16 protein-coding genes are annotated in these 19,358 nt (G+C 68.2%); 12 read left to right on the top strand and 4 right to left on the bottom strand.

Features of this window, described 5'->3' with window-relative positions; translation table 11 throughout:
• Window positions 1–34: 34 nt before the first annotated feature.
• Both bamA and BLP73_RS06750 read left to right on the top strand, forming a co-directional pair.
• Window positions 35–2,350 (top strand): outer membrane protein assembly factor BamA, encoded by a 2,316-nt coding sequence (gene bamA, locus BLP73_RS06755; protein ID WP_090741656.1) that lies wholly within the window; start codon window positions 35–37, stop codon window positions 2,348–2,350.
• A complete protein-coding gene (locus BLP73_RS06750; RefSeq protein ID WP_090741654.1) occupies window positions 2,350–3,057 on the top strand; it encodes an OmpH/Skp family outer membrane protein in 708 nt (235 codons plus the stop codon). Before bamA ends, BLP73_RS06750 begins: the two co-directional genes overlap by 1 nt.
• Here the strand turns inward: BLP73_RS06750 and BLP73_RS06745 are convergent.
• Both BLP73_RS06745 and BLP73_RS06740 read right to left on the bottom strand, forming a co-directional pair.
• Entirely contained in the window at window positions 3,054–3,992 is a 939-nt protein-coding gene (locus BLP73_RS06745; protein ID WP_090741652.1) for a nucleoside hydrolase, read from the bottom strand. The two genes, BLP73_RS06750 and BLP73_RS06745, sit on opposite strands and share 4 nt — an antisense overlap.
• 131 nt (window positions 3,993–4,123) lie before the next feature.
• Complete coding sequence (locus BLP73_RS06740) at window positions 4,124–5,122, bottom strand: Fe(3+) ABC transporter substrate-binding protein (protein ID WP_090742103.1); 999 nt, start codon at window positions 5,120–5,122, stop codon at window positions 4,124–4,126.
• Window positions 5,123–5,247: 125 nt separating this feature from the next.
• Between BLP73_RS06740 and BLP73_RS06735 the strand changes: the two genes are divergently transcribed.
• Window positions 5,248–7,056 (top strand): ABC-F family ATP-binding cassette domain-containing protein, encoded by a 1,809-nt coding sequence (locus tag BLP73_RS06735; protein ID WP_090741650.1) that lies wholly within the window; start codon window positions 5,248–5,250, stop codon window positions 7,054–7,056.
• On the opposite strand, the gene BLP73_RS06730 is transcribed toward BLP73_RS06735, so the two are convergent.
• Window positions 7,053–8,024 (bottom strand): zinc-binding metallopeptidase family protein, encoded by a 972-nt coding sequence (locus BLP73_RS06730; RefSeq protein WP_090741648.1) that lies wholly within the window; start codon window positions 8,022–8,024, stop codon window positions 7,053–7,055. The two genes, BLP73_RS06735 and BLP73_RS06730, sit on opposite strands and share 4 nt — an antisense overlap.
• Before the next feature lie 256 nt (window positions 8,025–8,280).
• On the opposite strand from BLP73_RS06730, the gene rplU reads away from it, so the two are divergent.
• The 4 genes from rplU (at window position 8,281) to BLP73_RS06710 (ending at window position 10,777) form a co-directional block, all read left to right on the top strand.
• Window positions 8,281–8,652 carry a 50S ribosomal protein L21 gene (rplU, locus tag BLP73_RS06725; protein ID WP_090741646.1) on the top strand — a complete coding sequence of 124 codons (372 nt, stop codon included), beginning with the start codon at window positions 8,281–8,283 and terminating at the stop codon, window positions 8,650–8,652.
• A 12-nt stretch (window positions 8,653–8,664) separates the two neighbouring features.
• Complete coding sequence (rpmA, locus tag BLP73_RS06720) at window positions 8,665–8,937, top strand: 50S ribosomal protein L27 (protein WP_090741644.1); 273 nt, start codon at window positions 8,665–8,667, stop codon at window positions 8,935–8,937.
• 139 nt (window positions 8,938–9,076) lie between these two features.
• Window positions 9,077–9,631, top strand: coding sequence for a GNAT family N-acetyltransferase (locus tag BLP73_RS06715; protein ID WP_425415686.1), 555 nt, complete (start codon window positions 9,077–9,079; stop codon window positions 9,629–9,631).
• 138 nt (window positions 9,632–9,769) lie between these two features.
• Entirely contained in the window at window positions 9,770–10,777 is a 1,008-nt protein-coding gene (locus BLP73_RS06710; RefSeq protein ID WP_090741642.1) for an LLM class flavin-dependent oxidoreductase, read from the top strand.
• Between the two features lie 71 nt (window positions 10,778–10,848).
• Here BLP73_RS06710 and BLP73_RS06705 read toward each other — a convergent pair whose 3' ends face one another.
• Window positions 10,849–11,583 (bottom strand): Bax inhibitor-1/YccA family protein, encoded by a 735-nt coding sequence (locus BLP73_RS06705; RefSeq protein ID WP_090741640.1) that lies wholly within the window; start codon window positions 11,581–11,583, stop codon window positions 10,849–10,851.
• 273 nt (window positions 11,584–11,856) lie between these two features.
• Between BLP73_RS06705 and BLP73_RS06700 the strand changes: the two genes are divergently transcribed.
• The 5 genes from BLP73_RS06700 to BLP73_RS06680 all read left to right on the top strand — a co-directional run bounded on the left by BLP73_RS06700 (window position 11,857) and on the right by BLP73_RS06680 (window position 19,196).
• Window positions 11,857–12,216 (top strand): helix-turn-helix domain-containing protein, encoded by a 360-nt coding sequence (locus BLP73_RS06700; RefSeq protein ID WP_090741638.1) that lies wholly within the window; start codon window positions 11,857–11,859, stop codon window positions 12,214–12,216.
• A 131-nt stretch (window positions 12,217–12,347) separates the two neighbouring features.
• A complete protein-coding gene (locus BLP73_RS06695; protein ID WP_090741636.1) occupies window positions 12,348–13,133 on the top strand; it encodes an inositol monophosphatase family protein in 786 nt (261 codons plus the stop codon).
• A gap of 50 nt (window positions 13,134–13,183) precedes the next feature.
• Complete coding sequence (gene mgtE, locus BLP73_RS06690) at window positions 13,184–14,605, top strand: magnesium transporter (RefSeq protein WP_090741634.1); 1,422 nt, start codon at window positions 13,184–13,186, stop codon at window positions 14,603–14,605.
• Window positions 14,602–15,147 (top strand): 5-formyltetrahydrofolate cyclo-ligase, encoded by a 546-nt coding sequence (locus BLP73_RS06685; RefSeq protein ID WP_090741632.1) that lies wholly within the window; start codon window positions 14,602–14,604, stop codon window positions 15,145–15,147. Before mgtE ends, BLP73_RS06685 begins: the two co-directional genes overlap by 4 nt.
• Before the next feature lie 428 nt (window positions 15,148–15,575).
• Complete coding sequence (locus BLP73_RS06680; RefSeq protein WP_090742097.1) at window positions 15,576–19,196, top strand: vitamin B12-dependent ribonucleotide reductase; 3,621 nt, start codon at window positions 15,576–15,578, stop codon at window positions 19,194–19,196.
• Window positions 19,197–19,358: the final 162 nt, after the last annotated feature.

Genomic DNA, 19,358 nt, shown 5'->3' with positions numbered 1-19,358 from the left:
GACGCGGACGCGCGACATATCGGAAGGGGCAGTCATGACACGGAAACTGGGCAGAAGCGCGGTGGCGCTGGTCACGGCCCTGGCGATCGCCACGCCTGCCGGGCTCGCGCCCATGACCGCCGCGGCGCAGGCCGTCACCGGGATCAGGGTCGAGGGGAACAGCCGGGTCGAGACGGGCACGATCACCTCGTTCATGAACTTGCCGGCCGGCCAGCCCGCCAGCCCCGGCGACATCAACGACGCGCTGCAGCGGCTGCAGAACTCGGGCCTCTTCGAGACGGTCGAGATCATCCCGCAGGGCGGCACGCTGGTCGTGCGGGTGCGCGAATACCCGACGATCAACCAGATCACCTTCGAGGGGAACCGGCGCCTGCGCGACGCGCGCCTGTCCGAGATCGTCCAGAGCCAGCCGCGCCGCATCTACCAGCCGAGCCAGGCGATCCAGGACGCGCAGACCATCGCCGAGACCTACGCCTCGGAGGGGCGGCTTGCCGCCCGCGTCGATCCGCGCATCATCCGCCGTAGCGAGAACCGGGTCGACCTGGTCTTCGAGATCCGCGAGGGCAACGTCACCGAGATCGAGCGCGTCAGCTTCACCGGCAACCGCGCCTTCTCGGACCGCCGCCTGCGGAACGTGCTGCAGACCAAGCAGGCCGGCCTTCTGCGCACCTTCATCCGCCGCGACACCTTCGCGCCCGAGCGCATCCCGCTGGACGAGCGCCTGCTGACCGAGTTCTACCGCTCGCGCGGCTATGCCGACATGCGCGTGCAGGCCGTGGCCCCCGAGATCGCGCGCGAACGCGACGCCTTCTTCATCACCTTCAACATTCAGGAAGGCCCGCGCTACCGCTTCGGGCAGGTCAACACCATCTCGGAAGTGCCGGGCGTCGATGCGGCGCCCTTCGCGGCGCAGAACCGCGTCCGGCGCGGCGAGGTCTACAACCCGAATGCGGTGGACAATACCATCCGCCGGATGGAGACGATCGCGCTTCAGCAGGGGCTGAACTTCCTCAACATCGAGCCGCGCATCACGCGCAACCCTTCGAACCAGACGCTGGACCTGACCTTCGCGCTGACGCGGGGCGAGCGGGTCTTCGTCGAGCGCATCGACATCGAGGGCAACACCACCACCCTGGACGAGGTCATCCGCCGCCAGTTCGGCACGGTCGAAGGCGATCCCTTCAACCCGCGCGAGATCCGCAACTCGGCCGAGCGCATCCGCGCGCTTGGCTACTTCGCCGACGCGCAGGTGGAGACGCGGCAGGGCAGCGGCCCGGACCAGGTCATCGTCGGCGTGAACGTTGAAGAGCAGCCGACCGGCTCGCTGACGCTTGGCGCCTCCTATGGCGTCAACTCGGGCGTCGGCCTGAACGTGGGCCTCTCCGAACAGAACTTCCTTGGCCGCGGCCAGTCGCTTGGCGTGAACATCTCGACGGCCAGCGGCGATCGCACAGCGGCGATCAACTTCGCCGAGCCGTTCTTCCTCGGGCGGAACCTGCGTCTCGGCTTCGGGCTGAACTACAACGAGACAGAGGGGCTGAACGCGGATTACGATACGCGCTCGCTCGGCTTCCGGCCGTCGCTGGAGTTCCCGGTCTCGCAGAACGGCCGGCTGGAGCTGCGCTACCGCATCTCGGAAGAGGTGCTGAGCAACGTGAACGAGGAAAGTTCGCTCATCCTTCGCGAGGAGGAGGGCACCCGCGTCACCTCGGCCTTCGGCTACAGCTACAACTGGGACTCGCGCCGCACCGGGCTTGACCCGCAGACCGCCTATCGGCTGCGCTTCTCGCAGGACATCGCCGGCCTTGGCGGCGACACCAAGAGCGTGACCACGACCGTCCTCGCTGGCGTCGAGAGCAATGCCTGGCGCGACGAGGTCACCCTGCGCGGCGAGTTCGAGGCCGGCGCGATCAACGCCTATGGCGACTACTCGCCCTGGATCCTCGACCGTTTTCGCAGCGGCGGCCGCGTCCGCGGGTTCGAGCCGAACGGCTTCGGCCCGCGAGATCTGGACAGCGACAACGAGGATGCGCTCGGCGGCAAGTTCTTCTGGGCGGCACGCGCCGAGGCGCAGTTCCCCATCGGCCTGCCCGAGGAATACGGCATCCAGGGCGGCCTTTTCGCCGATGTCGGCTCGCTCTGGGGGCTGGACCGCACGAGCTACACGGATCCCGTCTCGGGCGCGGATGTCACTATCGACGACAGCATGTATGTACGTGCGGCCGTCGGCGCGTCGATCTTCTGGACGACTCCGATCGGGCCGCTGCGCTTCAACTTCTCGCGGCCCATCCGCAAGGAAGACTACGACCTCGAGCAGAACTTCGACCTGACGATCCAGACGCGGTTCTGATGGTACGGGGCCGGGGCCTTCTTGCGGCAGTTCTGCTGCTGCTGGCTGCCCCGGCAGCCGCCCAGCAGGACCCGCTGGCCCCGGACATCGCCGGCCCGCCCGAGTTGCAGCCGCCGGCGGTGGTCGCCCCGCCACTGCCGAGCCGCACCATCCCGCTGCCCGAGACCGACGGGCCGCCGCCGGTCTCGCCGGTGCTGACCGTCGATCAGGACGCGCTCTACCTGCAATCGGCCTGGGGCCTGCGCGCGCAGGAGCGGCTGGAGGCGGCGGGCGAGCAGATCGCCGCCGAGAACGAGCGCCTGACCGAGCTGCTGTCGGGCGAGGAGGCGGGGCTGACCAACCAGCGCGCGACCCTGGCGCCGGCCGAGTTCCGGCGGCTGGCCGAGGCGTTCGATCTGCGCGCCACCGAGATCCGCCGCGAGCGGGCTCAGGCGGTCCAGGCGCTGAACACCTGGGCGGACGCGGATCGCAACGCCTTCTTCCGCGCGGCGCTGCCGGTCATGGGCGACGTGATGGAGCAGCGCGGCGCGGCCGCCGTCCTCGACCGCCGCACGGTGTTCGTGTCCCTGGAAGGCATCGACATCACCCGCAGCCTCATCGGGACGCTGGACGCGACCATCGGCGACGGCGAGGGGACGGTGCCGATGCCCGACATCCGCTCGCCCCATCTCGAACCTGCGGGCGCGGCCGACGGAACTGCCGACTAGGGCAGCCGCGCGAGGCGTTCGGACAGCAGCGCGAAGAGCCCGTCGCGGTCGAGGTGCCGGATGAAGAGGGCGTTGGCCGCGCGCCCGCTGACGCGCCACCAGTCCGCGACCGTCATGCCCATCGTCCAGCGCCCCTCGGTCTCGATCTCGACATTGATCTCGCGCCCCTCGAAGAGGTCGGGGCGCAGCAGCCAGGCGATGGTGCAGGGATCGTGCAGCGGCGCGCCCTGGCTGCCGTACTTTTCCTTGTCGTAGCGCTCGAAGAAGTCGGTCCAGCTGGCGATGGCGGGCCCGCAGCGGCCGGGCAGGGCGCGCATCCCCTCGACCCAGTCGCGCGAGGTGATGGCCTCGTGCGTGGCGTCCAGCGGCAGCACGACCAGCGGCACGCCCGCCGCGAAGACCTCGGCCGCGGCCTCGGGATCGACGTAGATGTTGAATTCGGCCGCCGGGGTGATGTTGCCAACCTCGAAATAGGCGCCGCCCATCAGGACGATCTGCTGCACGCGGGTGATGATGTCGGGCGCGCGGCGGAAGGCCTCGGCGATGTTGGTGAGCGGGCCGATGGGCACCAGCGTCACGCTGCCGGTCTCCTCGCGGCGCAGCGTCTCGACGATGAAGTCGACGCCGTCCTGCGCCTGAAGCGGCAGCGTCGGCGCGGGCAGCTCGATCCCGTCGAGCCCGGTCTTGCCGTGGACATGCTCGGCCGTGACCAGCGGGCGGGCCAAGGGCGTGGCGCAGCCGGCGAAGACCGGCACGTCCGTGCGGCCCGACAGCTCCACGACCTTGCGCGCGTTCACCTCGGTCAGCGGCAGCGGCACGTTGCCGGCGACGGCCACGACGCCCAGCACCTCCAGCTCGGGCGAGGCGAGCGCCAGAAGGATGGCCACCGCGTCGTCCTGACCGGGATCGGTGTCGATGATGATCTTCTGCGGCATCTGCCTCTCCATCAACTTGCACGGCATGCATGATCCACGATGCAAAAAGGCGCAAGCCCTGCCTGCGCCTTTGGTTTCTGTGCGGACATCCCGCGCGGCCTGCCGCCTCGGCGGCAGGGCGCGGCGGAAGGTCAGCCGTCGAAGTTGACCTGCTCGATCAGGTCCAGCGCCTGCGGGCGCAGGTCCGAGATCTCGGACAGGGCCAGGTCGTCCGCGGTGAACTCGCCCCAGCTGGCGACCAGCTCGGAGCGCGCGACGCCCTCCTTGACGGGGAACTCGTGGTTGGTCTCGGCATAGATGCGCTGCGCCTCGTCGCTGACAAGGAATTCGACCAGCTTCAGCGCGTTCTCGCGGTTGGGCGCGGCCGAGGTCATCGCGACGCCCGAGACGTTCACATGCGTGCCGCCATCCTGGAAGGTCGGGAACTCGATGCGGACCGAGTCGGCCCAGGCCTTCTGCTCGTCATCCGACAGCATCTGGCCCATGTAGTAGGTGTTGCCGAGCGCGATGTCGCATTCGCCGGCCCAGATCGCCTTGACCTGGTCGCGGTCGCCGCCCTCGGGCTTGCGGGTGAGGTTCGCCTTGATGCCCTCCAGCCAGGTCCGCGTCGCCTCCTCGCCGTGATGGGCCAGGTGGGCGGCGGTCAGGGCGACGTTGTAGTCATGGGTGAAGACGCGGGTGCAGATGCGGCCGCGCCATTTGGGATCGGCCAGATCCTCGTAGGTCGTCACCTCTCCCTCGGCCACGCGCTCTTTGGAGGCGTAGACGATGCGCGCGCGGGTCGTCAGGGCGAACCACTGGTTCTCGTCGTCATGCAGGGCGGCGGGCACGGCCGCCAGCGCCTCGTCCTCGATGGGCTGGGTGACGCCGGCATCCTTGACCTCGCCGAGGCGCGCCACGTCCACCGTCAGGATCAGGTCCGCCGGCGAGCGCGCGCCCTCGGCCTGCAGCCGCTCGACCATGCCCTTGTCGACGAAGGACGAGTTCACCGTGATCCCGGTCTCGGCCGTGAAGGCGTCGAAGAGCGGCTGGATCAGCTCGGGCTGGCGGTGCGAGTAGACGTTCACCTCCTGGGCCAGGGCGGGCAGGGCGGTGGCCGTCATCAGCGACGCGAGAAGCAGGGGACGCATGTCGTTCTCCAAGTTGATTTGTCAGGTTTCTGGCATTCCCGAGAGAAAACGTCAAACAACTTCTTCCCCGCGTTCTTCGCCAGCGCCCCTTGAACCCGGACGGGCCCCCGGCTAGGTCGCAAGCCATGGCGCGCACACCCCTTCTGCAACTGTCCGACATCTCGCTGACCTATGGCGGGAACCCTGTATTCGACGGCCTCTCGCTGACCGTCCAGCCGGGCGACCGGGTGGCACTGGTCGGGCGCAACGGCTCGGGCAAGTCGACGCTGATGAAGGTCATGGCCGGGCTGGTCGAGCCGGACCGGGGCGAGGTCGTCCTCTCCTCGGGCGTGACCACCGGCTACATGGAGCAGGACCCGGATCTTTCGGGCTTCGAGACGCTCGGCGATTTCGCCCGCGACGGGCTGGACGAGGGCGAGGGCTACCGCGTCGAGATGGCGGCCGAGGGGCTGAAATTCGATCCCGCGCGTCCCGTCGCCACCGCCTCGGGCGGCGAGCGGCGCCGGGCCGCGCTGGCCCGGCTTCTGGCGCAGGCGCCCGAGCTGATGCTGCTGGACGAGCCGACGAACCATCTCGACATCGAGGCGATCGGCTGGCTCGAGGAGCATCTGTCGCAGACCCGCGCGGCCTTCGTCCTCATCAGCCATGACCGCGCCTTCCTGCGCCGCCTGACGCGGGCGACCCTGTGGATCGACCGCAGCGAGGTGCGCCGGCAGGAGAAGGGCTTCGAGGGCTTCGAGGAATGGCGCGAGGCGATCTGGTCTGCCGAGGACGACGCCCGCCACAAGCTGGACCGCAAGATCAAGGCCGAGGCCCGTTGGGCCGTCGAGGGCATCAGCGCGCGCCGCAAGCGCAACCAGGGCCGCGTCCGGGCGCTGGCCGCGCTGCGGGCCGAGCGCAGCGCCCAGATCCGCCGGCAGGGCACCGCCGCGATGGCGCTGGATGCCGGGCCGCAATCGGGCAAGAAGGTGATCGAGGCGCGCGGCATCGCCAAGACCTTTGGCGAGCGAACCATCCTGCGGCCGTTCGACCTGCGCATCCAGCGCGGCGACCGCATCGCCTTTGTCGGGCCTAACGGCGCCGGCAAGACGACCCTCATCAAGATGCTGACGGGCGAGATCGCGCCGGACGAGGGCAGCGTGACGCTTGGCACGAACCTCGAGATCGCGGTCTTCGACCAGGCGCGGGCCGCGCTGAACCCCGACCAGACGCTGTGGGAATCGCTGACAGGCGATCCCGAAATGCGCGTCTCGGGCCGGGCCGATCAGGTGATGGTGCGTGGCGTGCCGAAGCACGTCGTGGCCTATCTCAAGGACTTCCTCTTCGACGACGCGCAGGCCCGCGCGCCGGTCCGCAGCCTGTCGGGCGGCGAGAAGGCGCGGCTGCTGCTGGCGCGGCTGATGGCCAAGCCGTCGAACCTGCTGGTCATGGACGAGCCGACGAACGATCTGGACGTCGAGACGCTGGACCTGTTGCAGGACCTTCTAGGCGATTACGACGGCACGGTGCTGCTGGTCAGCCACGACCGGGACTTCATCGACCGCGTCGCCGACACCACCGTCGCGATGGAAGGCGACGGCCGCGCCACCGTCTATGCCGGCGGCTGGAGCGACTATCAGGCGCAGCGCGCCGCGCCCGCGCCCGAGCCTGCCGCCGCCACCCCGCGCGGCGCCCCGCCGGCCGAGGAGAAGCCGAAGACCGCCAAGGCCGGCCTCAGCTTCACCGAGAAGCACCGGCTCGACGAGCTGCCGGGCGTTCTCGAGCGGCTGGAGACCGAGATCGCGAAGCTCGAGGCGTTCCTGTCCGACCCGGACCTCTTCCACAGCGCGCCGGCGAAGTTCGAGAAGGCGAGCCTTGCCCTCTCCGAGCGGCAGGTGGCCTTGGCCGAGGCCGAGGAGGAATGGCTGGCGCTGGAGGAGAAGGCCGCGGGCTAGGCTCCGCGGCTGAGGTGGTTCTTCAGCCAGCCATGCGCGAAGGCGATCTTCTCTCGCACGGGCAGCGTCAGCACGAAGGGGTAGAGGTCGCTGTTGTCCAGCGCCCGGTTGATGTCGTTGACCGCGATGGCGATTTCGGCCGCGCTGTTCAGCAGCCGCTCGGCATCGTCCTCGGCATAGGGATGGTAGTCGTCCGGAACGCCGGGCATGGCCAGATGCGTGCTGCAGAAGCTGTCGGCGACGTCCGTCAGGTGCAGCAGATGCGCCACCGTCTCGGCCCAGTCCTCGTGCGGATGCGAGGTGGCGTAGCTGGTGATGTAGTCCTCGCCCGGATCGCGCGGGCTCTCGTAATGGCGCTGCAGCGCCTCGCCGTAATCCGCCCGCTCGTCGCCGAACAGGGCGCGGAACCCGGTCAGGAAGTCGGGCGAGACGGCCAGCCGGTCGAACAGGAAATGCGCGATCTCGTGCCGGAAATGCCCGACCATCGAGCGGTACTGCTCGCCTAGCTCCAGCTGGCGCTTGAGGCGGATGAGCGCGTCCGCCTCGGTCACGTTGATGGTGATCTCGCCATCCTCGTGGCCCATGGTGATCTGCTGGCTGCGCCCGCCGGTATTCTCGGACAGCATCAGGAAATGCGGCCGCCGGCCCGGATCGTCCGAGGTGAACCAGCCCCAGTTGCCGAGGTTCGCCAGAACCCACCGCTTCGCCCGCTCGGCGCTCGCCAGAAGCCGCGCGTTCTCGCCCACTGTCAGGTCGGGCACCACATGGGAAAGCGCGCAGGCCCGGCACAGCGTGCCCTCCTGCGCGGCCGTCCAGTTGCACTCGATCGCGTCGCGGTTGGCGCAGGAGATGGCCTCGGTCACGATGTCCCGCCGGTCGGGATCGTAGTGGAGCGGGTCTCCGCAGGTGCAGGTCATGTTGTGGAAATAGGCGCGGGTCCCGCAGGTCGGGCAGGTGAAGCGTTGCATGTGATGCAGCTTTCGTTGTGACTTCACCACAAAGCCGCGGCGAGGGGGGAAAGTTGCACCGATTCCCGCGACGCCCTCGCTTGACTTGGTCCGCCCCTTCCGCCATATCCGCCTCAACCGGCCGGGCATCCGCCCTTGGCCGGTGATCTGTTTTTCAATGACACCCACAAGGGTGCGCTGTCCGAAGGCGGGGCTTGCCCCTAGAACACCGGCCAAGGCCGGGGCCGCAGGACGCGGAGCACGAAGGAAGAAAGCGATGTTCGCGGTTCTGAAGACTGGCGGCAAGCAGTACAAGGTGCAGGCAGGCGATGTCCTGCGCGTCGAGAAGCTGAATGCCGCGGCTGGCGAGAAGGTCCAGTTCAACGAGATTCTGATGGTCGGATCGACCCTGGGCGCGCCGCTGGTCAGCGGTGCCTGCGTGCAGGCCGAGGTCATCGACCAGATCAAGGCCGACAAGGTCGTCACCTATGTCAAGCGCCGCCGCAAGCACAGCTCGCAGCGCACCCGCGGCCATCGCCAGCAGCTGACGCTGCTGCGCGTCACCGACGTGCTGGACAACGGCGCCGACAAGACCGGCGTGAAACCCGCCCTCGGCGCCCGCGCCAAGGCCGAGCCGGCTCAAGCCTAAGGAGAGTTACCCATGGCACACAAGAAAGCAGGCGGTTCCTCCCGCAACGGTCGCGATTCCGCCGGTCGCCGTCTTGGCGTCAAGCTGTTCGGCGGCCAGGCCGCCATCGCGGGCAACATCATCGTGCGTCAGCGCGGCACCACCTGGTGGCCGGGCCAGAACGTCGGCATGGGCAAGGACCACACGCTGTTCGCCCTGACCGATGGTCACGTGACGTTCCGCAAGGGTCTCAAGGGCCGCACCTTCATTTCGGTGATCCCCGCGAGCCTCGAGGCCGCCGAGTAACCTCAGCGTAACATTTCGATGTTAAGGGGGGGATCGGCGAAAGGCCGGTCCCCCTCGGTCGTTTCTGTAGTTGTATTCATGGCCGGTTTCCGGAGGAGGGAACATGGTGATGTCCGCACCCCTGAGGGAGGGTACGAGATTGGACGACCTGAACGCGATTGGCGCCGCGGTGCTGGATCAGCCGGTGATCGAGACCGAACGCTTCACGCTGCGCCCGCTGCGCCCGTCCGATGCCGGGCTGATCGCCCACTACACCGCCGACCGCCGCGTGGCCGAGGGCACGCGGGCCATTCCCCATCCCCTGCCACCGGGCGCCTCCGAGGCCTTCGTCGCGCGTGCGCTCTCTGCCAAGCGGACCGAGGATGTCTGGGCCATCGACGGCAGCCAGAACCGCCTGGCCGAGCTTCTGGGCGTCGTGTCGCTGACGCGGATGGAGGGCGAGCAGTCCGAGCTTGGCTTCTGGATCGGTGCCGGCTTCTGGAACACGGGCTTCGCGACCGAGGCCGTGGCCGCGCTGGTCGCCGCCAACCCGCACGGCGCCCGCACGCTGTTCGCCGAGGCGTTCCAAGACAATCCGGGCTCGGCGCGGGTGCTGACGAATTGCGGCTTCGTCTATCTGGGCGATGCCGAAAGCTGGTCGGTGGCCCGCGGGGCGCGGGTGCCCACCTGGACCTATCTGCGCAAGATGGGCTGAGGCTGGTCAGGTGTCGACGGCAGGGGGCGCTCGCGCCCCCTCTGTCGCCGGCGGCGCCATTCACCCCCTGAGGATATTTCTGCACAGAAGATGCCCGCGCGCACTGGAAGCAGGCGCGGCGGCCCCTAGATCAGGGGGATGACACAGCTTCCCTATTCGCTTCTGGATCTGTCGCCGGTGCCCGAGGGCAAGACCGCGGCCGATGCCATCGCCGCCTCCATCGACCTTGCGCAGCATGCGGAAGGCTGGGGCTATCACCGCTTCTGGATGGCCGAGCATCACAACATGCCGGGCATCGCCAGCGCGGCCACCGCCGTCCTTCTGGGGCTGATCGCGCAGAAGACGCGCAGCATCCGCGTGGGCGCGGGCGGCATCATGCTGCCGAACCACGCGCCGCTGACCGTCGCCGAGGCCTTCGGCACGCTGGCGACGGCGTTCCCGGACCGGATCGATCTCGGTCTCGGCCGCGCGCCGGGGGGCGACGGCGCCGTCGTGCGGGCCTTGCGGCGGGATCCGATGGCCGACAGCTTCCCGCAGGACGTCGTCGAGCTGCTGGATTATCTGGGCCCCGAACGGCCGGGCGCGGCCGTGCGCGCGCTTCCGGGCGAGGGGACGAACGTGCCCGTCTGGATCCTCGGCAGCAGCCTGTTCGGGGCGCAGCTGGCCGCGCATCTGGGCCTGCCCTATGCCTTTGCCAGCCATTTCGCGCCCGACGACCTGGACCAGGCACTGGCCATCTATCGCGAGCGCTTCCGCCCCTCGCCCTGGGGCCAGCGCCCGCGGGCGATGATGGCGGTCAACGTCTTCGCGGCCGAGACCTCGGCCGAGGCCGCGCGGCTGCGGACCACGATGCAGCTGGCCTTCGCCCGGCTGCGGACGGGCCAGCCGGGCAAACTGCCGGCCCCCGTGGACGACATCGACGCCGAGATCGGCCAGCCGATGCGGCAGGCCGTGGACCGGGCGCTGCAGGTCACGGCAGTGGGAACACCCGCCGAGGTGCAGGGTCAGCTGGCAGGGCTGGTGGCCCAGCACCGGCCGGACGAGATCATCCTGACCGGCCAGATCCACGACCACGCCGCGCGCCTGCGGAGCTTCGAGATCGCCGCCGAGGTGATGCAGGACATCCATCTGCCTGCGGCCGCCTGAGCGCAGCGCCCTAGCGCAAAGAAAAAGCCCCGCCGTCTCCGGCGGGGCTTTGTCGTTTCAAGGCGCTGCGATCACTCGCGGTTGCCGAGGAATTGCAGGAGGAACATGAAGAGGTTCAGGAAGTCGAGGTAGAGGCGCAGCGCCCCCATGATCGCCGACTTGCCGATGAAGTCCGCGTCCAAGCCCGACATCTGAAGGTAGGTGTTCTTGATGTTCTGCGTGTCATAGGCCGTCAGGCCCGCGAAGATCAGCACGCCGAGGACCGAGATCGCGAACTGCATGCCCGAGGACTGCAGGAAGATGTTCACGATCGAGGCGACGATCAGGCCGATCACGCCCATGATCAGGAAGCTGCCCCAGCCCGAGATGTCCTTCTTCGTGGTGTAGCCCCAGAGCGACAGGCCCGCGAAGGCGATCGCCGTCACGAGGAAGGTCTGCACGATCGAGACGCCCGTGAAGACGAGGAAGATCGAGCTGATCGACACGCCCATCAGCGCGGCGAAGGCGTAGAAGACGCCGGTGGCCGCCGAGACGGACAGTCGGTTGATGGCCGCGCCGAAGGCGAAGACCATCAGCAGCGGCGCGAACATGATCACCCACCGCAGAGGGCTGCCGTAGAGGACCTGCGCCACCTCGGGGCTGTTCATTGCCGCGGTCGCGGTGCCGTAGGCTGCGACGGCAGTCACACCCATGCCGGCCGCCATCAGTCCATAAACCTTGTTCATGTAGGCCCGGAGGCCCTCGTCGATCACCGCACCGCGGGTGCCGACGCCCTGGGCTGTCCGGTACGTGTTGTAATCTGCCATCGATGTCTCCCCTATGCGTGTCGCGGAAAGCTCCGCGTGTGACAGCAATATCGGACGAAAGCCGCCGCAATTCAATGCCGAGGCCGCGACGATTGTACGCGCTGTCACCGATGTGACCTCGGCCGGGCAGTCCTGCCTTTGCCGGAACCGTGATCCCGCCCAGGTTGTATCAGACCTGTCTTTTTGGTCAGAAACGCAGTCATTAACCATAATGACACTCGAAAAGCGAACGGCGCCGGGATAATGCCGCCTGAGTTGTGTGGAGAGTATGTGATGAAACACGGTGTTGATGTACATGTCGGCAAGCGAATTCGCCATCGTCGCTGGATGATCGGGATGACCCAGCAGCAGCTGGCGGACCGGGTCGGGATCAAGTTCCAGCAGATCCAGAAGTACGAGACGGGGATGAACCGCGTCTCGGCCTCGCGGCTGTGGGACATCGCGCGGGCGGTGGACGTGCCGGTCAGCTTCTTCTTCGAAGGGTTGCAGGAAGGCGCTCCGGCCGAGGCGGTCGAGGGCGATATCTTCGCCGACAAGGAGGCGCTGCAACTGGTGCGGTCCTACTATGCCATGCCGCCGGCGCAGCGCCGCCAGATCTTCGAGCTGGCCCGCGTCCTGTCCGACGCCGCCTGAGAGGATCAAGTCATGCAGGTGCCGGTCCCGCCGGCACCTGCATGACGTCTTCATGAAACGGGCTGCCTGTGGCTGGCCTCTGCCCGGCAGGCGCGTTACATCCTGCATGACTTTCAGGGCAGGAGGCCGCCATGCAGGATGCCGATCAGATCGTTGCGACCGCGCATGAGATGGCCGATGCCGCGGCCGCCGCGATCCTTCCCCATTTCCGGCAGGCGGGGCTGGCCGCCGACAACAAGCTGCTCGAGGGCTTCGACCCGGTGACCGCCGCCGACCGCGCCGCCGAGCTGGCGATGCGCGAGGTCCTGGCCCGGCGCCGCCCCGCAGATGCGATCCTCGGCGAGGAGTTCGGCACGCAGGCGGGCGAGAGCGGCCTCACCTGGGTTCTCGATCCGATCGACGGCACGCGGGCGTTCCTGTGCGGCGCGGCCAGCTGGGGCGTCCTCATCGGGCTGACCGACGACACGGGCGTGCGCTATGGCCTCATCGACCAGCCCTACACGGGCGAGCGGTTCGAGGGCGGCCTGGGCCGCGCCCGCCATCTGCGCGCCGGGATCGAGACGCCGCTCTCGGTGCGCGGCACGACTCGGCTCGCCGAGGCGCGGCTGATGACCACCTTCCCCGAGATCGGCAGCCCGGCCGAAGCCGCGGCCTTCCGCAACGTGGCGGAGCACGTGCAGCTCACGCGCTACGGGCTGGACTGCTACGCCTACGGTCTTCTGGCGCTCGGCCAGATCGACCTGGTGATCGAGGCGGGGCTTCAGGCCTACGACATCGCGGGTCCCTTGGCGGTGGTCGAGGCCGCCGGCGGCATCGTCACGAACTGGCAGGGCGGCCCCGCGCATGAGGGCGGGCAGGTCGTCGCGGCGGCAAGCCCGGTGCTGCACCGCGCAACGCTTGATCTTCTGAACCGTTGAGGCGACACGCCGACGACCACCGAGACAGTCGACATAGCAAGGAGCGCCGAATGGCCGAAGATCTCCGCCCTGATCCGCAGGACCCGCTCCGCGCCCAGACCGCCCCCGATCCCGACCGGGACGAGGAGGAGTTCGGCCCGAGCCGCGAACTGCTGGCCGAGATCGACGCGGCGATCGAGGCGGGCGATACGGCACGGCTGAACCTGTTGCTCGAGCCGATGCACGGCGCCGACATCGCAGACATCATCGAGCGGCTGACCCCGGCCCACCGGCGCAGCTTCATGGGCCTCTATTCCGGCGAGTTCGACGCCGAGATCCTGACCGAGATCGACGAGTCCATCCGCGAGGAGGTGATCGACCTCCTGCCGCGCGAGGTGCTGGCCGAGGCCGTGCGCGAGATGGACAGCGACGATGTCGTGGACCTGATCGAGGATCTGGACGAACGCGACCAGGCCACCATCCTCGCCGCGCTGGACGAGGTCGACCGGGCCGCCGTCCAGCAGTCGCTGGCCTATCCCGAATATTCCGCCGGCCGGCTGATGCAGTCCGAGGTGGTCACCGCGCCCGAGCACTGGACGGTGGGCGAGACCATCGACTTCCTGCGCGCCGAGGACTGGCTGCCCGAGCAGTTCTACCACATCATCCTGGTCGATCCGCGCCGCCACCCGGTCGGCTACGTCACGCTCGGCCGGCTTCTGGCCGCCAAGCGCGAGGTGCGCCTGACGGACCTGACCGAGGACAGCTTCCGCACCATCGGCGTTCTCGCCGAGGAAGGCGACGTGGCCTATGTCTTCAACCAGTATCACCTGATCTCGGCGCCCGTGGTGGACGAGCATGACCGGCTGGTCGGGGTCATCACCATCGACGACGCGATGGCGGTGCTGGACGAGGAGCACGAGGAGGACATCCTGCGCCTCGCCGGCGTCAACGACGAGAGCCACGTCTCGGACGGGGCTTTCACCACCGCGAAGCAGCGCCTGCCATGGCTGGTCGTGAACCTCTTCACCGCCTCGCTCTCGGCCATCGTGATCACGCAGTTCGAGGACACGATCACCGCGCTGGTCGCGCTGGCCGCGCTGATGCCCATCGTCGCCTCGACCGGCGGCATCGCCGGCACGCAGTCGCTGGCCGTCGCGGTGCGGGCGCTGGCGACGCGGGACCTCAACAGCTCGAACGCCAAGCGCGTGGTCAAGCGCGAGCTGTTCGCGGGCATGCTGAACGGCGCCGGGCTGGCGCTGATCCTCGGGGCAGGGGGCGCGCTGATCTTCGGGGACATCAACCTCGGGATCGTGCTGGGGCTCGCGATGATCGTGAACCAGATCGTGGCGGCGCTTGGCGGCGTGCTGGTGCCGCTGTCGCTGGAGAAGCTGGGCCTCGATCCGGCGCTGGCCTCGGGGACCTTCGTGACGACCATGACCGACGTGATGGGCTTTTTCGCCTTCCTCGGGCTGGCGACGCTGATCCTGCTGTGAGCGACGCCGAGAAGGCCCGCCTGCGCGCCGAGGCTCTGGCCGCGCGGCAGGCAGGCGGCGATCAGGCCGCGCTCGACCGTCACCTGATCGAGGCGCTCTTGCCCCACCGCGGCAGCACCTTGGCCGGCTACTGGCCCATCCGCGGCGAGGCCGATCCGCGGGCGGGGATGGCGGCGCATGAGGGTCCGCTCTGCCTGCCGGTGGTGCCCGGGCGGGCGGTGCCCCTGATCTTCCGCGCCTGGTCGGGCGAGCTCCTGGAGGCCGGTCCCTTCGGCACGCGGCACCCGGGTGATTCGGCGCCGGTGCTGATCCCCTCCGTCCTGATCGTCCCGCTCGCCGGCTTCGATTCTGGCGGCAACCGATTGGGCTATGGCGGCGGCTACTACGACCGGACCCTGCAATTACTGCGCCGAAGCGGTCCCGTCACCGCGATCGGCCTCGCCTTCGCCTGCCAGGAGCTGCCGGAGATCCCTGTCGGTCCGCATGACGAACCGCTCGACCTGATCGTAAGGGACCGGGGAATGCTGACCCTATACGAATGATTTGCGCCGCCCGTTGCAAGTTTGCACCGCTGTGCACAACCACAAGAAGAACCCGGGATAAGCCTGTGGACAGGTTCTGGAAAGTTACGACTAACGCGTTGAAGAGACGATGCTAAAGCGTCTTCCACGGGCTTGGGACATGTTCGCGGTGTCTCTGCTGTGCGCGAATCTCGCGCGGCCGAGCCGGCACCCTGTCAATGCCACGATGCCGTAAAAATTCAGTTGAAACCGAACCGCACCCCCGGCAGTTTGTGGGCAGTTAGCCAAAGCGACACAAGATGTGGTGGCCTCAGCGCCATCACCGACTGAACGGACCCAATCGATCCCGAGAGGCGGCACTGCTGCCTGAACCGCCGGCCGCGCCGGTGGGCCGGGGCCGGCTGCCCGATGCGCGATGGCCGCAGGCAACAGATGCAATGGGGCAGGCAATGAAGATCGAACGGCGCTTCACGACGGCAGAGGGCGGGGCCTATGGCGAGATCGCCTTCACCACCACGACCAGCGAGATCCGCAACCCGGACGGCTCGATCGTCTTCCGCAACGAGGCCGTCGAGGTCCCGCAGGGCTGGAGCCAGGTGGCCAGCGACGTCATCGCCCAGAAGTATTTCCGCAAGGCCGGCATCCCGGCCCGCCTGAAGCCGGTCCGCGAGAAGGACGTGCCCGAGTTCCTGTGGCGCCACGTTCCCGACGAGGCCGCGCTGGCCGAGCTGCCGCAGGATCAGCGCCTCGTCGGCGAGACCAGCGCCCGGCAGGTCTTCGACCGCCTTGCCGGCACCTGGGCCTATTGGGGTTGGAAGGGCGGCTACTTCACTGCCGAAGAGGACGCCCGCGCCTATTTCGACGAGATGCGCTTCATGCTGGCCCGGCAGATGGCCGCGCCGAACAGCCCGCAATGGTTCAACACCGGCCTGCACTGGGCCTATGGCATCGACGGCCCGAGCCAGGGGCACTTCTACGTCGACTACAAGACCGGCAAGCTGGTCAAGTCGGCCAGCGCCTACGAGCATCCGCAGCCCCATGCCTGCTTCATCCAGTCAGTCAGCGACGACCTGGTGAACGAAGGCGGGATCATGGACCTCTGGGTCCGCGAGGCGCGCCTCTTCAAGTATGGCAGCGGCACCGGCACGAACTTCTCTTCGCTCCGCGGCGAGGGCGAGAAGCTGTCGGGCGGCGGGAAGTCCTCGGGGCTGATGGGGTTCCTGAAGATCGGCGATCGGGCGGCCGGCGCGATCAAGTCGGGCGGCACCACGCGGCGCGCGGCCAAGATGGTGATCTGCGACATGGATCACCCCGACATCGAGGCCTTCATCAACTGGAAGGTCATCGAGGAGCAGAAGGTGGCCAGTTTGGTGGCCGGCTCGAAGATGCACGAGCGCGAACTGAACGGCATCTTCGCCGCGATCCGGACCTGGGACGGCCGGGCTGAGGACGCCACCGATCCGGCGCGGAACGAGGCGCTGAAGGCTGCGATCAAGTCCGCCAAGCGCGCGATGATCCCGGATACCTACGTCAACCGCGTGCTGCAATACGCGCGCCAGGGCTTCGACAGCATCGAGTTCCCGACCTATGACACGGACTGGGACAGCGACGCCTATTCCAGCGTCTCGGGCCAGAACTCGAACAACTCGGTGCGGGTGACGGACGCCTTCCTGCGCGCCGTCCGCGAGGATGCCCCGTGGGAGCTGGTCCGCCGCACCGACGGCAGGATCGCCAAGACCGTCAGCGCCCGCGAACTTTGGGACCAGATCGGCCACGCGGCCTGGGCCTGCGCCGATCCCGGCATCCAGTTCCACGACACCGTCAACTCCTGGCACACCTGTCCCGAGGACGGGGCGATCCGCGGCAGCAACCCGTGCAGCGAATACATGTTCCTCGACGACACGGCCTGCAACCTGGCCTCGATGAATTTGCTGACCTTCCTTCACGACGGGCAGTTCGACGCCGAGGGCTATGTCCACGCCACCCGCCTCTGGACCGTGACGCTGGAGATCAGCGTGCTGATGGCCCAGTTCCCCAGCAAGGAGATCGCGCAGCGCAGCTACGACTTCCGCACCCTCGGCCTCGGCTACGCTAATATCGGCGGCCTCCTGATGAACATGGGGCTCGGCTATGACAGCGACCGCGGCCGGGCGCTCTGCGGCGCGCTGACGGCGATCATGACCGGCGTCTCCTACGCCACCAGCGCCGAGATGGCGGCCGAGCTGGGCGCCTTCCCCGGCTATGCCAGAAACCGCGAGCACATGCTGCGCGTGATCCGCAACCACCGCGCCGCCGCCCATGGCGCGCCCTGCGAGGGCGTCAACGTCGCCCCCGTCGCCCTGGACGCGGCGAACTGCCCCGACAAGCGGCTGGTCGCCATGGCCCGCGGTGCCTGGGACGAGGCCCTGTCCCTCGGCCAGCAGCACGGCTTCCGCAACGCGCAGGCGACCGTCATCGCGCCCACCGGCACGATCGGGCTGGTCATGGACTGCGACACCACGGGGATCGAGCCGGACTTTGCTCTGGTGAAGTTCAAGAAGCTCGCCGGCGGCGGCTATTTCAAGATCATCAACCAGTCGGTCCCCGCGGCGCTGGAAACGCTCGGCTATGCCAGCGCCCAGATCGAGGAGATTATCGCCCATGCCGTCGGCCATGCCTCGCTCGGCAACTGCCCCGGCATCAACCACACGGCGCTGGCCGGCCATGGCTTCGGCGCCCGCGAGATCGAGAAGATCGAGGCCGCGCTCGCCTCGGCCTTCGACATCCGCTTCGTCTTCAACCAGTGGACCTTGGGCGAGGAGTTCTGCCGCGGCACCCTCGGCATCCCCGCCGAGAAGCTGGCCGACCCGAGTTTCGACCTCCTCCGCCATCTCGGCTTCACCAAGGCCCAGATCGATGCGGCGAACGACCATGTCTGCGGGACGATGACCCTGGAAGGCGCGCCGCATCTGAAAGCCGAGCATCTGCCGGTCTTCGACTGCGCCAATGCCTGCGGCAAGACCGGCAAGCGCTATCTCTCGGTGGACAGCCACATCCGCATGATGGCGGCGGCGCAGAGCTTCATCTCGGGCGCGATCAGCAAGACGATCAACATGCCCTCCAGCGCCACCATCGCCGACGCGCTGGCCGCCTACGAGCTGAGCCACTCCCTCGGGATCAAGGCCAACGCGCTCTACCGCGACGGCTCGAAGCTGTCGCAGCCGCTCGCCTCCGCGCTGGTCGAGGATGACGAGGAGGCCGAGGAGATCCTCGCCTCGGGCAGCCAGCAGGAAAAAGCGACGGTGCTGGCCGAGAAGATCGTCGAGCGGATCATCGTTCGCGAGATCGTGCGCTCGAACCGCGAGAAGCTGCCGCAGCGCCGCAAGGGCTACACCCAGAAGGCCATCGTCGGCGGGCACAAGGTCTATCTGCGCACCGGCGAGTACGACGACGGCAAGCTCGGCGAGATCTTCATCGACATGCACAAGGAAGGCGCGGGCTTCCGGGCGATGATGAACAACTTCGCCATCGCGGTGTCGGTGGGCCTGCAATACGGCGTCCCGCTGGAGGAATTCGTCGATGCCTTCACCTTCACCCGCTTCGAGCCGGCGGGCATGGTGCAGGGCAATGACAGCATCAAGAACGCGACCTCGATCCTCGACTACGTCTTCCGCGAACTGGCCGTCAGCTATCTCGACCGCACGGACCTGGCGCATGTGAAGCCCGAAGGGGCGCGCTTCGACGACATGGGCGGCGGCGAGACTGAGGGCGCGAACGTCGCCCCGGTCAGCGACACGGCCGAGCTGAAGTCGCTGACCATGCTGAAGCAGATCAGCAGCTCGGGCTATCTGCGAAAGCGCCTGCCGCAGGACCTGATGGTGCTGCAAGGGGGCGTCTCGAGTGCCGCCGTCACCGCCGGAATGGCCGAGGCCGCCGCCCCCTTCGCGGCCGCGCCGCTGGACCTGCGGGCGAAGGCCAAGATGCAGGGCTACGAGGGCGATCCCTGCGGCGAATGCGGAAACTACACGCTGGTGCGCAACGGCACCTGCATGAAGTGCAACACCTGCGGCGGCACCAGCGGCTGCAGTTGAGACACCCGTCCGGCACAAGGACGGGGTAACGGGAGAACCTGTCGCAGCAGATAGCGCGCAGAAAGACGCGCCCCTCGGCCCGCCCCTCACAAGGGGCGGGTTTTTTGTCGCCGCACCGCCTCTTTCCGCGCAGGGTGAAAGCGGCTAGGACAAAGGCCGACT

Source organism: Paracoccus tibetensis, from assembly GCF_900102505.1.
Classification (GTDB): domain Bacteria; phylum Pseudomonadota; class Alphaproteobacteria; order Rhodobacterales; family Rhodobacteraceae; genus Paracoccus; species Paracoccus tibetensis.
This window is presented reverse-complemented; position numbering and strand designations above follow the sequence as displayed.

Coding starts and splice junctions, on each gene's coding strand:
- BLP73_RS06740 (WP_090742103.1), bottom strand. CDS start 5,122: ATGCGTCCCCTGCTTCTCGCGTCGCTGATGACGGCCACCGCCCTGCCC.
- rplU (WP_090741646.1), top strand. CDS start 8,281: ATGTTCGCGGTTCTGAAGACTGGCGGCAAGCAGTACAAGGTGCAGGCA.
- rpmA (WP_090741644.1), top strand. CDS start 8,665: ATGGCACACAAGAAAGCAGGCGGTTCCTCCCGCAACGGTCGCGATTCC.
- mgtE (WP_090741634.1), top strand. CDS start 13,184: ATGGCCGAAGATCTCCGCCCTGATCCGCAGGACCCGCTCCGCGCCCAG.
- BLP73_RS06735 (WP_090741650.1), top strand. CDS start 5,248: ATGGCGCGCACACCCCTTCTGCAACTGTCCGACATCTCGCTGACCTAT.
- BLP73_RS06745 (WP_090741652.1), bottom strand. CDS start 3,992: ATGCCGCAGAAGATCATCATCGACACCGATCCCGGTCAGGACGACGCG.
- bamA (WP_090741656.1), top strand. CDS start 35: ATGACACGGAAACTGGGCAGAAGCGCGGTGGCGCTGGTCACGGCCCTG.
- BLP73_RS06705 (WP_090741640.1), bottom strand. CDS start 11,583: ATGGCAGATTACAACACGTACCGGACAGCCCAGGGCGTCGGCACCCGC.
- BLP73_RS06700 (WP_090741638.1), top strand. CDS start 11,857: ATGAAACACGGTGTTGATGTACATGTCGGCAAGCGAATTCGCCATCGT.
- BLP73_RS06730 (WP_090741648.1), bottom strand. CDS start 8,024: ATGCAACGCTTCACCTGCCCGACCTGCGGGACCCGCGCCTATTTCCAC.
- BLP73_RS06695 (WP_090741636.1), top strand. CDS start 12,348: ATGCAGGATGCCGATCAGATCGTTGCGACCGCGCATGAGATGGCCGAT.
- BLP73_RS06750 (WP_090741654.1), top strand. CDS start 2,350: ATGGTACGGGGCCGGGGCCTTCTTGCGGCAGTTCTGCTGCTGCTGGCT.
- BLP73_RS06680 (WP_090742097.1), top strand. CDS start 15,576: ATGAAGATCGAACGGCGCTTCACGACGGCAGAGGGCGGGGCCTATGGC.
- BLP73_RS06710 (WP_090741642.1), top strand. CDS start 9,770: ATGACACAGCTTCCCTATTCGCTTCTGGATCTGTCGCCGGTGCCCGAG.